Genomic DNA, 14,905 nt, shown 5'->3' on the forward strand with positions numbered 1-14,905 from the left:
ATCGGATGAACCGCCGACCGGGCGGTACGGGCGGCGCCGGGATCCAGGGCCTGATCCTCAACAGCCCGTGGTTCGACCTGCAGGGACCGTCGATCCTGCGCGGCCTCGGCACCGTCGCGGTCGATGCCGTCGGCCGGGTGCGCAGCCGCGCCGTCATCCCGGGGCAGAGCCTGGACACCTACGGGATGAGTCTGCACAAGGACGCCAACGGCCACTGGGAGTACGACCTGGACTGGAAGCCGCTGGCCGGGTTTCCCGTCACGTTCGGCTGGCTCCGTGCCGTCCGCCGCGGCCACGCGACACTGCACCGCGGCCTCGATGTCGGCGTCCCGTCGCTGATCCTGCGGTCGAAGGACACCCGCTGGGCCCCCGCGTACGACCCCACGGTGGACACCGCCGACGCGGTCCTCGACGTCAAGCAGATCGCCCGGTGGGCCGGATGCCTGGGCGACCGCACGACGATCGTTCCGATCACCGGCGCCCGGCACGATGTGTTCCTCTCCACACCCGACGTGCTCGACGTGGCGTTCCGGGAATTGGATCTGTGGCTGGACTGGTTGGACGGTCACAGCAGATCCCTGTGATCGTCCACGCGAACCTGACAACGGGAGAACAGTGAGTCACTACGACCTGGCCATCATCGGCACCGGCTCCGGAAACTCGATCCTCGACGAGCGATTCGACGGCCGGAAGGTGGCGATCCTCGAGCAGGGCACCTTCGGTGGCACCTGTCTCAACGTCGGCTGCATCCCCACCAAGATGTACGTCTATGCGGCGGAGGTCGCGCAGACCGTGCGCAAGGCCGCGAAGTACGGTGTCGACGCGACGATCGACGGGGTCCGGTGGAGCGACATCGTCGACCGGGTGTTCGGCCGGATCGACCCGATCGCGGCCGGCGGCGACCGCTACCGCACCGAGGACTGCGCGAACGTCACCGTCCACCGCGGGCACGCCCGGTTCGTGGGCGAGCGCACCCTCGACACCGGCACGGGCGAGATCATCACCGCCGACCAGGTCGTCGTCGCAGCGGGCGCGCGTCCGGCGATCCCGCAGGAGGTACTCGACGGCGGGGTCCGCTACTACACCAACGACGACATCATGCGGCTGCCGAAACTGCCGGAATCGCTGGTGATCCTCGGCTCCGGGTTCATCGCGATGGAGTTCGCGCACGTCTTCTCCGCCCTGGGCACCCGGGTGTCGGTGCTCGCCCGCACCGGTCAGTTGCTGCGGCACCTCGACCACGACCTCGCCGAGCACTTCACCGGCCTGGCCACCGACCGGTGGGACGTGCACCTGTCCAACCCCGCGACGGCGTTCCGTCCCGTCGGCGACGGCGTCGAGGTGGAACTGGCCGACGGCACCACCGTCAGCGGCGACGCGCTGCTCGTCGCGGTCGGCCGGACACCCAACGGGGACGCACTCGACGCCGCCGCGGGCGGCATCGCGCTGCACGACGACGGCCGGATCGTCGTCGACGAGTTCCAGCGCACCACCGCGCGCGGGGTCTTCGCGCTCGGCGACGTCTCGTCGCCGCACCAGCTCAAGCACGTCGCCAATCACGAGGCCCGCGTCGTACAGCACAACCTGCTCCACGACGCGTGGGGCGAGGACGTCTCGGTCCTGCGCCGCTCGGACCATCGGTTCGTGCCGTCCGCGGTCTTCACCGACCCGCAGATCGCGACGGTCGGCCTGACCGAGGAACAGGCCCGCGCCCAGGGCTACGACGTCGCGGTGAAGATCCAGTACTACGGCGACGTCGCGTACGGCTGGGCGATGGAGGACACCGAGGGTTTCTGCAAGGTGATCGCCGACCGCACCACGGGCAAGCTGCTCGGCGCGCACATCCTGGGCGCCCAGGCGTCGTCGGTGATCCAGCCGCTGATCCAGGCCATGAGCTTCGGTCTCACCGCCCGGGAGACGGCCACCGGACAGTACTGGATCCACCCGGCCCTGCCGGAACTGGTCGAGAACGCTCTCCTCGGGTTGTGATCGGTGTGTCCTTTGGGCGGCTCCCACCGCCCAAAGGACACACCGGCGGCGAAGCCGCCTACCAGCTGCCGGTGCGCAGGGCGATCGCGCTGGCCAGTTCCGCCGGCGCCTCGGCCGGGATGTTGGCCACTCCGCTCAGTTCGACGACGCGGAACTCCGACAGGACGTACCGCATCGAGGCGTCGGCCTCCGGGCGGCGCGCGGCGCTGCCCACGAGCACGGTGGTGGGCACCTCGGCGGGGGCGGCGTCCGCGTCCCGTACGACGCCCTCGACGTCCGGCACCGCCGGGTGGCCCCGGTCGGCGACCACGAGGCTGGCGAACCGGCCGAACCGGCCCGAGGCGGCCGCCCACGCCAGCTCCGCTCCTGCCCCACTGCCGACGAGGTGCACCCACGGCAACTGCAGGGCGTCGAGCAATGCATGTACGCCCGCGACGTCGAGACCCTCGATGGTCTCCGGTACGAACGTACGCAGATCCGAATGGTGCAGCCGCGCGCACACCGCGTCGTAGACGTCGGCGGATTCCCCGGCGCCGGGCAGCAGCAGCACCGCGTGCCGGCTCTCGGGGCCGTCGATTCGCACGGTGAAGGTGCCGGCCGGGATCGCCACGTCAGTCGGTTCCATGCCGAAGCACGGTACGCGACAAGGCGTTGCGCCCGGCACCCGGCCGCGTCACGGCAGCGTGAGGATATCCGCTCCGCTGTCGGTGACGACGATGGTGTGCTCGAACTGGGCGGTCCACTTGCGGTCCTTGGTGACCACGGTCCAGCCGTCGTCCCAGATCTCGTAGTCCACGGTGCCGAGGTTGATCATCGGCTCGATCGTGAACACCATTCCCGGCTCGAGCACGGTGTCGACGGACGGCTGGTCGTAGTGCAGGATCACCAGCCCGTTGTGGAACGTCTCGCCGATGCCGTGACCGGTGAAGTCACGCACCACCCCGTACCCGAACCGGTTCGCGTACGACTCGATGACCCGGCCGACGACGTTGAGGGCCCGGCCCGGCTTGACCGCCTTGATCGCCCGCATCGTCGCCTCACGGGTCCGTTCGACCAGCAGGCGGTGCTCCTCGGAGACCTCGCCCGCCAGGAACGTGGCATTGGTGTCACCGTGCACTCCCCCGATGTAGGCGGTGACGTCGATGTTGACGATGTCGCCGTCCTCGAGCACCGTCGAATCCGGGATGCCGTGGCAGATCACCTCGTTCAGCGACGTGCAGCACGACTTGGTGAAGCCCTTGTACCCCAGCGTCGAGGGATACGCGCCGTGGTCGCACATGTATTCGTGCGCGATCCGGTCCAGTTCGTCGGTGGTCACGCCCGGCGCGACGGCCTTGCCCGCCTCGGCCAGGGCCTGCGCGGCGATGCGGCCGGCGACCCGCATCTTCTCGATGGTCTCCGGGGTCTGCACCCACGGCTCGTGCCCTTCGTTCGCCGTCGGCTTCCACGCGTACTCCGGTCGCTCGATCCCGTTGGGGACGGCGCGGACGGGTGAGACGGTTCCGGGGACGAGTGCGGTGCGAACAGGCATGGTCACCAGGATAGGCCCCGACCGACGGGGGGCGACGCGGCGCCGGCTGAGCCGCCCCCACGCGGGCGGCTCAGCCCTGACGCAGGATGTAGCGCTGGATCTTGCCGCTGGGCGTCTTCGGCAGCTGCGGCACGAAGTGCACGGTCCGCGGGTAGGCGTGCGCCGCGAACTTGCGCTTGACCAGCTGCTGCAGCTCCACCTCGAGCTCGTCGGTGCCGTCGACGCCGTCGCGCAGCACCACGAACGCTTCGAGCACCTCGCCGCGCAGCTGGTCGGGCATGCCGACGACGGCGGCCTCGACGACGTGCTCGTGCATCACCAGCACGCTCTCGACGTCGAACGGGCCGATCCGGTAGCCCGCCATGATGATCACGTCGTCGTCGCGGGCGGAGAAGTAGAAGAACCCGTCCTCGTCGACCTGTCCGGCGTCGCCGGTGAGGTACCAGCGGCCGTCCTCGGTGAACCGCTGCGCGGTCTTCTCCGGCGCGTCCACGTACCCTGTGAACCACAGCAGGGGGCTGGCGTGGGTGTCGATCGCCACCCGTCCGGGCACGCCGGGGGCGGCGATGTCGTCGGAGTCGTCCGAGAGCACGGCGCAGGACCACCCGGGCAGGGGCTTACCCATCGATCCGGGCCGCACTTCTTCGCGCAGCCCGTCCGCCCACGCGTTGACGACGAACATGCCGTGCTCGGTCTGGCCGTAGTGGTCGCGTACGATCACGCCGAGGGTCTGCTCGGACCATGCCACGACGTCCGGGGTGAGCGGCTCGCCGGCGGACGAGGCGCGCCGCAGCGAGATCGACTCCGGCACGGGCGCCGAGTCCGCCCGCAGGCTGCGGTAGACGGTGGGCGCGGCCGCGAAGTTGGTGACCCCGAACTTTTCCATCACCTGCCAGGTGAGGGCGGCGGAGAACCCGGCGTGCAGCAGCAGGCTGCGCACACCGGCGGCCAGCGGCGCGAGCAGCGCGTAGTAGAGCCCGTACGCCCAGCCGGGATCGGCGGCGTTCCAGAACACGTCGTCCTCACGCACGTCGAGGCCGAAGTCCAGGTAGGCGTGGAACGACGCGAGCGCCCGCACCGGCACCGGCACCCCCTTCGGGGTGCCGGTCGTGCCGGAGGTGAACAGCTGCACGAGCCCGCCGTGCCCACCGACGGCGACCGCGGCGCCGCGCGGATCGTCCGCATCGTGCGAGGCCACCAGGTCGGCGAAGCGGACGCCGATGCCGGCGGTGCCGGCCTCGGCGGGACCGGCAACGACGATCTGCCACGGCGCGTCGGCGGGGATGTCCTCGCCGGGCGCGAGCTTGCCGACCTGGTCCGCGTCGGCGACGACGACCTTCGCCCCGCTGGCCTGCAGCCGGAAGCCGATCGCCGGGGGTGCGAAGGCGGTGAACAACGGCACGTGCACGGCACCGCGACGCCAGATGCCGAGCAGCGCCACCACCAGGTCCGCGGACTTGCCCATCAGGGTGGCGACATGGTCGCCCGGCTCGACGCCGAGATCGGCCAGGGCCGCGGCGAACCGGGAGGACTGCTCACGCAGCTCGCCGAAGGTCAGGTCGGTCGCGGTCAGATCCGCCTCGACCACTGTGAACGCGACGGCGTCCGCGGGATGCCCGTCGCACAGCAGCTGTGCGGCACACGCGTCGGCGGTGTCGTAGCGGTCCAGCAGTTCCCGCACCCGTGCCTCCTGCCCGGAATGCGCACGCGCGGTGGTCTCGGTGGTCATCGAATCCGTCCTCTCGTGAAGCGCCCCGGGGTGAACGTCCCGAGGATCGATTCCTTTATGATCCAAGTCACACGTCCGTCCCGATACCCCCGGAAAGGGGTGACCGATGGCGCCGGCCGGCACCTCGCCTCTCCTTCGTCCCCGCGACAGCGACGCCCTGCGCGGGGAGCTTCGCCGTACCGCGGCCGAGGCCCTGATCCCCGTCGTGTTCGCCGGGGAGGTCCGCGACGGGAACCTGCACCTGACCGAGTTCTTCGGCACCCGCACCAACGCTCTCGAGGGGGTCGTGGTCCCGCCGCGGGCCGGTCTGGGCGGCCTCGTGGTGGACCGGGCCCGGCCGGCGACGGTGCCGGACTACGGCCGGTCGTCGTCGATCACCCACCACTTCGATCGGCCGGTCCTCGGCGAGGGGCTGCGCTCGATCCTCGCGGTGCCGGTGATGGTGAGCGGGGCGGCTCGTGCCGTGCTCTACGGCGCGATCCGGGAGTGTTCACCGCTCGGCGACCGCGCGGTGGGAGCCTTCGTGCAGGCGGCGCGACGGCTCAGCAGCGAGATCGCCGTCCGGGACGAGGTGGACCGGCGGCTGGCGATGCTCGGCTCCCTCGACCGCCCGGCCGAGAGCCCGGTCGCGGCCGCCCAGATCCGGGACGTGCACGCAGAACTGCGCGGTCTCGCCCAGTGCGTCGAGGATGCCGGCCTGCAGCGTAAGCTGCGGGACCTGTCGGACCGGCTGGCCGGGGCGCTCGGCGGCGCGGCACCGCTCCAGAGCGACGTGGTGCTCTCGCCGCGCGAGACCGACGTGCTCGCGCACGTGGCGCTGGGATGCACCAACGCCGAGATCGCCGACCGGCTGTCGGTGGGCCCGGAGACGGTCAAGAGCTACCTGCGCAGCGCGATGGGCAAGCTCGACGCCCACACCCGGCACGAGGCCGTCGTGTCGGCGCGACGCCTGGGGCTGCTGCCCTGACCGGCGGCCGGTGGGCTCTGCCGCGGCGCGGGCGGGCCGGTCAGTAGCCCTCCGGCAGCGCCGCGAACATGTCGCGGGTGACGGCGACGGCGTTGTCGGAGCTGCCGCCGCGCACGACGAGCGTCGCGAAGGCCAGGTCACCGCGATATCCGACGAACCATGCGTGGGAGCCGCCCGCGACCTCGGCCTCACCCGTCTTGCCGTACACCTCGCCCTGGTCGCGAATCCGGTCGGCGGTACCGCTGGTGATCACCAGGCGCATCATGCCGCGCAGGCCGTCGACCATCTCCGGGGTGACCGGCGGCCGGTCGCCGGTGACGACGGTCTCGCGTCCCTGCAGCAGGTAGGGCACGGGTGCGCTGCCGTGCGCGACGGTCGCCGCGGCCAGGGCCATCCCGAACGGGCTGACGACGACCCTGCCCTGACCGAAGCCGTCCTCGGCGCGCTGGACCAGGTCCTCCGCGGGCGGCACCGATCCGGAGAACGTGGGCATGCCCACCACGTCGTACTCGGGTCCGATGCCGAACTGCGCGGCCGCGACGGTGAGGGCGTCGGGCGCCATCTCGGAGGCGAGTTTGGCGAACGAGGTGTTGCACGAGCGCGCGAACGCCGTCGCCATCGGCACGGTGCCGACCGAGAATTCGTTGTAGTTCGGAACACTGCGCTCGCCGATCGTGATCCGGCCCGGGCAGGCCACCATGGTGCCCGGTCCCGCGAGCCCGCTGGAGATGGCGGCACCCGAGGTGATGATCTTGAAGGTGGAGCCGGGCGGGTACTGTCCGGCCAGCGCGACCGGCCCGTCGCGGTCGGCGGCCTTGTTCTGCGCGACGGCGAGGACCGCGCCGGTGGACGCCTCGATCACCACCATCATCGCCTGTTCCGTGCGGGCGTCGACGGCGGCCTGCGCCGCCACCTGGATGGGACGGTCCAGGCTGACGGAGAAGGACGGCGCGGGTTCGGGCGGCGTCTCGGTGAGGACCCCGGTGTCGACACCGTTCTGGTTGACCGCGACGACGCTCCACCCGGCCTTGCCGTCCACCTCGTCGATCACGGTCTTCTTGACCTGGCCGACGAGGTCGGGGGCGAAGGTACGGTCGGTGGCGACGAGATCGGCCTGCTCGGTGATCGTGACCCCGGGCACCGCCGCGAGGGTGTCGGCGACGCGTTCGTAGTCCTCCTCACGCAGCCGCACGACCGAGTAGGCGCCGTCGGCGGCGGTCGCGGTCTCGGCGATCGACTGCGCGGTCAGCGACGGGTCGAACTCGGTCAGCGCCGCCGACAGCGCCCGCGCCGCGGCCCGGACATCGCCCGCCTGCGCCGCATCGAAACCGATTCCGTAGACGATGCCCGGAACGAGCACGTCCGAGCCGGAATGCTCGTTGACGCGGGCACGCGGGGCGGGATTGGTCCGCAGCTGCATCCGCTGCCGGTCCCCGAGCTGGGGATGCAGGTTCGACCGCGTCCAGCGCACCACCCAGTCCTCGCCGCTGCGGCCCATGTTCATCTGCCCGGAGTACCGCCACACGCGCTCGCCGGGCAGGTCCCACTCGTAGACGTAGGTGACGGTCGCGGTGTCCCCGTCGATCCGCACCCCGTCGGTGTCCACCTCGAGACCCTCCGCCTGCAGCCCCGTCCACGTCGCCGCGAGCGCCTCCTCGGCCGAGTCGGGACGATCGGTCAGGGCAGCGGCCGCAGCGAAGTCCCGCTCGGCGAAGTCGGTGAGGAACTCCTGTGCGGCAGGCTCCGGTCCGGCGGGTTTGGGGGTGCATGCCACGACGCCGCCGGCCAATGCGACGGCGGCTGCCAGGATCGGCAGGAGCCGACGCGGTGCCTGGACGAACCGGACGGACGGGACCGGGGCGCAGACGGGTCGAGTTCTCATCGCCGTCATCGTAGGACCGGTGGCACCCGGGATCGGGGAGGCGACACGGCCCGGACGGAGCGGCCCCTCAGTCCAGCAGAACCGTGCAGAAGGTCGCGACCTGCCGGAAGCCGATCCGGGCGTACGCCGCGCGAGCGCGGTGATTGAAGCTGTTGACGTACAGGCTCGGCAGCCGGCCACCGGCGGTGACGGCGGCGGCGACGAGGCCGGCGTCGCGCCTGCCGGGGTCCACCCACACGCCCTGGATCTGCCCCACAGACGAGGACTGGGAGCCGATCTCGGCCTTGAACACCACCCGGCCGTGCTCGAAGCGGGCCCATGCGCGTCCGGTGGCGATCAGGCTCTGCACCCGGCGGCGGTATCCCGCTCCGCCGTCACCCGCGCACGGATCCACACCGACCTCCTCGCGGAACATCGCGATCGCGGCCGGCATGTAGGCGTCGATCTCGTCCGGTCGCACGCGCCGCACCAGCGGGTCGGGGACGACGAGGGGTTCCCGGTCGAGCACCAGCAGCGGTTGCTCGGCCCGCACCTCGCGGGCGGGACCCCATTCCGGCTGCAGGACCTCCCACATCGGCAAGGCGAGTTCGGCACGGCCGACGAGCGACGAGCACAGGCGGGGGCCGCGGGCGGCGCGGTCCGCGAAGGCATGCAGGTCGTCGCGATCGCCGAGCAGCGGGACGAGGTTCGCCCCCGAGAAGCACAGCGACTCGTCGGGTCCGCCCCGGCTCCACATGTCACCGCCGACGGCGCGGGAGTCGAGGCCGTACTCCTCGATCCGGCCGGCCACCATGCACGCCGCCACCGGATCGCGGGCCAGCACCCGCAGCACGTGTGCGGTGTCACGGCCGCCGAGAGACCGGACTCCCAGAAGCTTGAGCACGTCCCACCACCTGTCGACTGCGGATACGCACTCAGACTGCCAGAAGCCGGGGCCGCGCGGGAGTCCTGTGCCCGCCGAACCGGTTCAGCCGACCGAGACCACCGGGTTTCCGGTGCCGGCGTCGCCTTCCATCTCCTCGGCGATGCGCATGGCCTCCTCGATGAGGGTCTCGACGATCTGGGCCTCGGGGACGGTCTTGACGACCTTGCCCTTGACGAAGATCTGGCCCTTGCCGTTGCCGGACGCGACGCCGAGGTCGGCCTCGCGTGCCTCACCGGGGCCGTTGACGACGCAGCCCATGACCGCGACGCGCAGCGGCACCTCCATGCCCTGAAGGCCTGCGGTGACCTCGTCGGCGAGGGTGTAGACGTCGACCTGCGCGCGGCCGCACGACGGGCAGGAGACGATCTCGAGCTTGCGCGGCCGCAGGTTCAGCGACTGCAGGATCTGGGTGCCGACCTTGATCTCCTCGGCGGGCGGCGCCGACAGCGACACCCGGATGGTGTCGCCGATGCCCTCGCTGAGCAGCGCACCGAACGCGACGGCCGACTTGATCGTGCCCTGGAAGGCGGGCCCTGCCTCGGTCACACCCAGATGCAGCGGGTAGTCGCACTGCGCGGCGAGCTGACGGTAGGCCTCGACCATCACGACGGGGTCGTTGTGCTTGACCGAGATCTTGAGGTCGCCGAAGCCGTGCTCCTCGAACAGGCTCGCCTCCCACAGCGCGGACTCGACGAGCGCCTCGGGCGTGGCCTTGCCGTACTTGCTCAGGATGCGCGGATCCAGCGAGCCGGCGTTGACTCCGATACGGATCGGGATGCCCGCGGCGCCGGCGGCTTTGGCGACCTCCTTCACGCGGCCGTCGAACTCCTTGATGTTGCCGGGGTTGACGCGCACGGCGGCGCAGCCGGCGTCGATGGCGGCGAAGATGTAGCGCGGCTGGAAGTGGATGTCCGCGATGACCGGGATCTGGCTCTTCTTCGCGATCGCGGCGAGCGCGTCGGCGTCCTCCTGCCGCGGGCACGCGACCCGGACGATGTCGCAACCGGACGCGGTGAGCTCCGCGATCTGCTGCAACGTCGCGTTGACGTCGTGCGTCTTGGTGGTGCACATCGACTGCACCGACACCGGGTGGTCGCTGCCCACGCCGACGTCGCCGACCATGAGCTGACGGGTCTTGCGCCGGGGCGCGAGGACGGCGGGAACTTCGGGCATGCCCAAACCGACGGGGCTGGTCACGTTTCGCCTTCTTTCGTAGCTACGCGGCAATTCTAGCGGTGTGGGTCAGAACAGCTGGATGGGGTTGACGATGTCCGCGGTGAGTGTCAACAGCATGAACGCGCCGCCGATGAGGACGAACACGTAGGTGACGGGCAGCAGCTTCGTGTAGTCGACCGGGCCGCCGACCGGCAGCCCGCGCAGCCCGCGGATCCAGTTGCGGACCTTCTCGTACACGACGACGGCGATATGGCCGCCGTCGAGCGGCAGCAGCGGGAGCAGGTTGAACATGCCCAGGAAGAAGTTCAGCTGGGCGAGCAGCAGGACGAACATCTGCCAGATGCCCCGCTCGGCGACCTGCCCACCGATGACGGAGGCACCGACCACGCTGATCGGGGTGTCGGGGTCGCGTTCGCCGCCCGTCACCGACTCCCACAGCGCCCCCACCTTGCTGGGCAGGTCGGCGAGGGCCTGCGCGGTGAGCACGAACATGTCGCCGGTGAATTGCAGCGTGCCGCCCACTGCGGTGAACGCGTTGTATTCGGTGACGGACGGCGGCGCGGCCACCCCGATGGCGCTGACGGTCTCCGAGGTGATCGCGCCCGTCTCGGGATCCTGCACCCAGCGCTGGGCGGACTGGACCGGCACCGGGATCGTCAACGTGCGACCGTCGCGCTCGACGACGAAATCCACCGTGCCGGTCGCGGCGCGGGTGACCTCGACCAGGTCCGCGAATGTCGCGACCTCGGTGCCGCCGACGGAGACGACGACGTCCCCGACTTCGAGGCCGGCGGCAGCGGCCGGACCCGGCCCGCTGCACGGCGCGAGCTCGTAGCCCCCGGATTCACCGGCCTGGGTCGGTGCGACGCACGAGAGCTCCCCGATCTCCGCCGGGGTCTCCCCCAGCCGCGGCAGACCCCACGCCACGGCGAGCCCGAAGATCAGCACCATGCCGAGGAGGAAGTTCATCGCGATGCCGCCGGACATCACCACCACGCGCTTCCATGCCTTCTGCTTGAACATGGCGCGCTCGTGCTCGTCGGGAGCCAGCTCGTCGAGCGCCGTCATGCCCGCGATGTCGCAGAAGCCGCCCGCCGGGATCGCCTTGAGGCCGTACTCGGTCTCACCGCGCCGGAACGAGTACAGCCGCGGCCCGAACCCGATGTAGTAGCGCCGCACCTTCATGCCGAGGCGCTGCGCGGTCCACATGTGCCCGGCCTCGTGCAGGGCGATGGATACGGCGATGCCGAGGGCGAACAGCACGACGCCCAGAACGAACATCATCGGTGGCCGGTCCTCCTACTTCACGAGCGCGCGGGCTCGGTCCCGAGCCCAGCCGTCGGCGGCGAGCACATCTTCCACGGTAGCGGGTGCCGCGGACCAGGCGTCGGCGTCGGCCAGCACCGCCGCCACCGTGCGCACGATCCCGGGGAACGGCAGCGCCCCCGCCAGGAAAGCCTCCGCGGCCACCTCGTTCGCGGCGTTGTACACCGCGGTCAGGCATCCGCCGCCCACCCCGGCGGCCCGGGCGAGTTCGATCGCGGGGAAGACGTCGTGATCCACGGGTTCGAACTCCCACGTCGAGGCGGTCGTGAAGTCGAGGGCCGGCGCCGCGTCCGCGATCCGGTGCGGCCAGCCCAGCGCGAGCGCGATCGGCAGCTTCATCGACGGCGGCGACGCCTGGGCCAGCGTGGACCCGTCGGTGAAGGTGACCATCGAGTGCACGATCGACTGCGGGTGCACGGTGACGTCGATCCGGTCGTAGCCGATGCCGAACAACAGGTGCGTCTCGATCAGTTCCAGGCCCTTGTTCACCAGCGTCGCCGAGTTCAGGGTGTTCATCGGGCCCATCGACCAGGTCGGGTGGGCGCCGGCCTGCTCGGGGGTGACCGACTCGAGCCGTTCGGCCGTCCAGCCGCGGAACGGACCACCCGAGGCGGTCAGCACGAGCCGGGCCACCTCGTCGGGGCTGCCGCCGCGCAGGCACTGGGCCAGCGCCGAGTGCTCCGAGTCCACCGGCACGATCTGCCCCGGGGCCGCGGCGGCGGTGACCAGTGCGCCGCCCGCGACGAGCGACTCCTTGTTGGCCAGCGCCAGGCGTGCGCCCGTCGCCAGTGCGGCCAGCGTCGGCTCCAGGCCGAGGGATCCGACGAGGGCGTTGAGCACCACGTCGGCCTCCACGTCGCGCACCAACCTCGTCACCGCCTCCGGCCCGCTGCGGACCTGCAGGCCCGGGAGGTCGAGGCGCGCGGCGGCCTGTGCGTTCGCGACGGCCACCTCGGTCACACCGGTGACGCGGATCTGTTCGGCGAGCAGATCGATGTTGCCACCACCGGCGGCGAGACCGACCACCTCGAACCGGTCGGGGTTGGCGGCGATCACCTCGAGTGCCTGGGTGCCGATGGAGCCGGTGCTGCCGAGCAGCAGGACACGGGTGCGGGAGCTGGGTTGCGAGTCGGCCACGCCGACATTGTTCCCGACCGCCCTGAGGGGAGGCTGAATCACCCGCCCGGCGCGCGGGAGCGCGCCCCCACTTCGTACGACGGGCGGTCGTATGTCACGATTGGCCCAACAGCGAAGATCTTTGCGACCAGGAGGACAAGCGGTGGCCGGTACCGAGTTGAAGACCACTGGCGTCGACACGGCCGAGGTGCCGTCGGCGGAGTGGGGCTGGAGTGGCGAGGCGCCCCGCCTGTTCCGTTTCATGGGCTGGCTCATCGCCCTGTTCCTGCTGGCGATGATCATCGGCAACCACAACGGCAACGTCGAGAACTGGTTCCTGATCGGTTTCGCCGCGCTGCTCGTCGCCATCCTGGTGCGCGACATCGTCCAGCGCCGGCGCCGCAGGTAGCCGCACGTCCCCACAGCAACACCGAAGGGTCCGCCCGGTTCGTCCCGGGCGGACCCTTCGCTTGCCGCGAGTCCGTGTTCAGTTCTCGGCGGCGAGCTGGCCGCAGGCTGCCGCGATCTCCTGGCCCCGGGTGTCCCGCACGGTGCACGAGACCCCCTGAGCCTGGACGCGACGAACGAACTCGCGCTCGACCGGCTTCGGGCTGGCGTCCCATTCGCTGCCCGGCGTCGGGTTGAGCGGGATCAGGTTCACGTGCACCAGCGGGCCGAGCGCCTTGTGCAGCTTCTTGCCCAGCATGTCCGCCCGCCACGGCTGGTCGTTGACGTCGCGGATCAGGGCGTACTCGACGGAGACACGGCGACCGGTCCGGTCGGCGTAGTAGCGCGCGGCGTCGAGCACCTCGGCGACGGGCCAGCGGTTGTTGACCGGCACCAGCGTGTCGCGCAGTTCGTCGTCCGGCGTGTGCAGCGACACGGCGAGGGTCACGTGCAGTCCCTCGTCGGCCAGCCGGCGGATCGCCGGCGCCAGACCGACGGTGGAGACGGTGACCGACCGCTGCGACAGGCCCAGTCCCTCCGGCGGCGGGGCGGTGATGCGCCGCACCGCGGCCACCACCCGCTTGTAGTTCGCCAGCGGCTCCCCCATCCCCATGAACACCACGTTGGACAGACGACCCGGTCCCCCGGCCACGTCACCGTCGCGCAGGGCCGCGGCCGCGGCGCGCACCTGATCGACGATCTCGGCGGTGGACAGGTTCCGATCCAGGCCGCCCTGGCCGGTCGCGCAGAACGGGCAGGCCATCCCGCAGCCGGCCTGGCTCGAGATGCACAGGGTGGCGCGGTCGGGGTAGCGCATGAGCACACTCTCGAGGAGGGTGCCGTCCCCGGCGCGCCACAGCGTCTTGCGGGTCTCGCCGCCGTCGCACGCCACGTGCTTGACCGGTGTCAGCAACGCGGGGAAGAACGCCGCCCCCACCTGCTCGCGCACCTTCGCCGGCAGATCCGTCATCTTCTCCGGATCGGCCTCGAGCCGCCCGTAGTAGTGCCGGGCCAGCTGATCGGCCCGGAAGGCCGGCAGGCCCAGTTCACGCACGGCCGCCCGGCGCTGCTCGGCGTCGAGGTCGGCGAGGTGACGCGGCGGCATACCGCGTTTGGGCGCGTCGAAAACCAGGGGAAGAGAGGAGGGCATAATGACCCATTATCCATTACGGCGGCGGAGCCGGTCTTCCTCGCCGAATACGGTGTGCAGCGGCAGCCGGAGCGAGATGATCGATCCATGACCGACCGCCCCGCGAATCTGCCCGATCCGGTACCGGACCTGCCCGGCGGGGATCGGCCCGACCGGCAGGGCTCGACGAAGGCCACGCCCGATTCCGACCTCCGTCCCGCGCCGGCGATTCCCCTCGACCGCAGCCGCGCGGCATCGACGTGGACCGGCCTGGTCATCGGTGTTCTGGTCCTGATCCTGCTGCTCGTGTTCATCCTGCAGAACCTCGACTCGGTCACCATGGAACTGTTCGCCTGGGAGTTCACCCTGCCGCTGGGGGTGAGCCTGCTGCTGTCGGCCATCGCGGGAGCCCTCGTCATGGCGCTGGCGGGCGGTGTGCGGATCCTGCAGATCAAGCGTGCCGCGAAGCGGCGGTGACACAGCGCCGCCCAGCGGCGGGTGACGAACACAACGCACCCAATCTCCCCAACGCGGCGACAAGAGGGCACCCTGGAGACAAGACCTTCACCCGAGGAGCCTGACGTGACCGCCCACCTGGATGCCCCCGCCTCCGCCACCGTCGCACCCGAGCTCGCCCGATCCTGGCTGCTCGTTCCGGGCACCGCCCCGGAGCGCTTCGCGGCGGCCG

The 14,905-nt window shown here is 71.1% G+C and carries 13 protein-coding genes and 1 pseudogene; 5 read left to right on the forward strand and 9 right to left on the reverse strand.

Annotated elements, in window-relative coordinates:
- Window positions 1–584: pseudogene (locus tag OEY_RS0104380) on the forward strand (alpha/beta hydrolase); the annotation flags it as partial.
- Window positions 585–615: 31 nt separating this feature from the next.
- Window positions 616–1,989: a mycothione reductase gene (gene mtr / locus OEY_RS0104385; RefSeq protein ID WP_010592722.1), complete on the forward strand. Its 1,374-nt coding sequence runs from the start codon at window positions 616–618 to the stop codon at window positions 1,987–1,989.
- Between the two features lie 58 nt (window positions 1,990–2,047).
- Here mtr and OEY_RS0104390 read toward each other — a convergent pair whose 3' ends face one another.
- The 3 genes from OEY_RS0104390 to OEY_RS0104400 form a co-directional block, all read right to left on the reverse strand.
- Window positions 2,048–2,614, reverse strand: coding sequence for a hypothetical protein (locus tag OEY_RS0104390; RefSeq protein ID WP_026137713.1), 567 nt, complete (start codon window positions 2,612–2,614; stop codon window positions 2,048–2,050).
- A gap of 48 nt (window positions 2,615–2,662) precedes the next feature.
- Window positions 2,663–3,520 (reverse strand): type I methionyl aminopeptidase, encoded by an 858-nt coding sequence (gene map / locus OEY_RS0104395; protein ID WP_010592724.1) that lies wholly within the window; start codon window positions 3,518–3,520, stop codon window positions 2,663–2,665.
- A 70-nt stretch (window positions 3,521–3,590) separates the two neighbouring features.
- Complete coding sequence (locus OEY_RS0104400) at window positions 3,591–5,249, reverse strand: AMP-binding protein (protein ID WP_010592725.1); 1,659 nt, start codon at window positions 5,247–5,249, stop codon at window positions 3,591–3,593.
- Between the two features lie 106 nt (window positions 5,250–5,355).
- Here OEY_RS0104400 and OEY_RS0104405 point away from each other — a divergent pair, with 106 nt between their 5' ends.
- Window positions 5,356–6,216 carry a helix-turn-helix transcriptional regulator gene (locus OEY_RS0104405; RefSeq protein WP_010592726.1) on the forward strand — a complete coding sequence of 287 codons (861 nt, stop codon included), beginning with the start codon at window positions 5,356–5,358 and terminating at the stop codon, window positions 6,214–6,216.
- Window positions 6,217–6,256: 40 nt separating this feature from the next.
- Here the strand turns inward: OEY_RS0104405 and OEY_RS0104410 are convergent, their stop codons facing one another.
- From OEY_RS0104410 to dxr, 5 genes are all read right to left on the reverse strand, one after another.
- Window positions 6,257–8,098: a penicillin-binding transpeptidase domain-containing protein gene (locus OEY_RS0104410; RefSeq protein ID WP_010592727.1), complete on the reverse strand. Its 1,842-nt coding sequence runs from the start codon at window positions 8,096–8,098 to the stop codon at window positions 6,257–6,259.
- Between the two features lie 67 nt (window positions 8,099–8,165).
- Window positions 8,166–8,981: a GNAT family N-acetyltransferase gene (locus OEY_RS0104415; RefSeq protein WP_010592728.1), complete on the reverse strand. Its 816-nt coding sequence runs from the start codon at window positions 8,979–8,981 to the stop codon at window positions 8,166–8,168.
- A gap of 84 nt (window positions 8,982–9,065) precedes the next feature.
- Window positions 9,066–10,220 (reverse strand): flavodoxin-dependent (E)-4-hydroxy-3-methylbut-2-enyl-diphosphate synthase, encoded by a 1,155-nt coding sequence (ispG, locus tag OEY_RS0104420; RefSeq protein WP_010592729.1) that lies wholly within the window; start codon window positions 10,218–10,220, stop codon window positions 9,066–9,068.
- Window positions 10,221–10,265: 45 nt separating this feature from the next.
- Complete coding sequence (locus OEY_RS0104425; protein ID WP_010592730.1) at window positions 10,266–11,483, reverse strand: M50 family metallopeptidase; 1,218 nt, start codon at window positions 11,481–11,483, stop codon at window positions 10,266–10,268.
- A gap of 15 nt (window positions 11,484–11,498) precedes the next feature.
- Window positions 11,499–12,662 (reverse strand): 1-deoxy-D-xylulose-5-phosphate reductoisomerase, encoded by a 1,164-nt coding sequence (gene dxr / locus OEY_RS0104430; protein WP_010592731.1) that lies wholly within the window; start codon window positions 12,660–12,662, stop codon window positions 11,499–11,501.
- Window positions 12,663–12,804: 142 nt separating this feature from the next.
- Between dxr and OEY_RS0104435 the strand changes: the two genes are divergently transcribed.
- Entirely contained in the window at window positions 12,805–13,050 is a 246-nt protein-coding gene (locus tag OEY_RS0104435; protein WP_010592732.1) for a DUF2631 domain-containing protein, read from the forward strand.
- 78 nt (window positions 13,051–13,128) lie between these two features.
- Here the strand turns inward: OEY_RS0104435 and rlmN are convergent, their stop codons facing one another.
- Entirely contained in the window at window positions 13,129–14,238 is a 1,110-nt protein-coding gene (gene rlmN / locus OEY_RS0104440; RefSeq protein ID WP_010592733.1) for a 23S rRNA (adenine(2503)-C(2))-methyltransferase RlmN, read from the reverse strand.
- An 87-nt stretch (window positions 14,239–14,325) separates the two neighbouring features.
- Between rlmN and OEY_RS0104445 the strand changes: the two genes are divergently transcribed.
- Window positions 14,326–14,694 carry a LapA family protein gene (locus OEY_RS0104445; RefSeq protein ID WP_010592734.1) on the forward strand — a complete coding sequence of 123 codons (369 nt, stop codon included), beginning with the start codon at window positions 14,326–14,328 and terminating at the stop codon, window positions 14,692–14,694.
- The last annotated feature ends 211 nt before the right edge of the window (window positions 14,695–14,905 follow it).

Source organism: Rhodococcus sp. P14, from assembly GCF_000256505.1.
Lineage (GTDB): Bacteria > Actinomycetota > Actinomycetes > Mycobacteriales > Mycobacteriaceae > Rhodococcus > Rhodococcus ruber.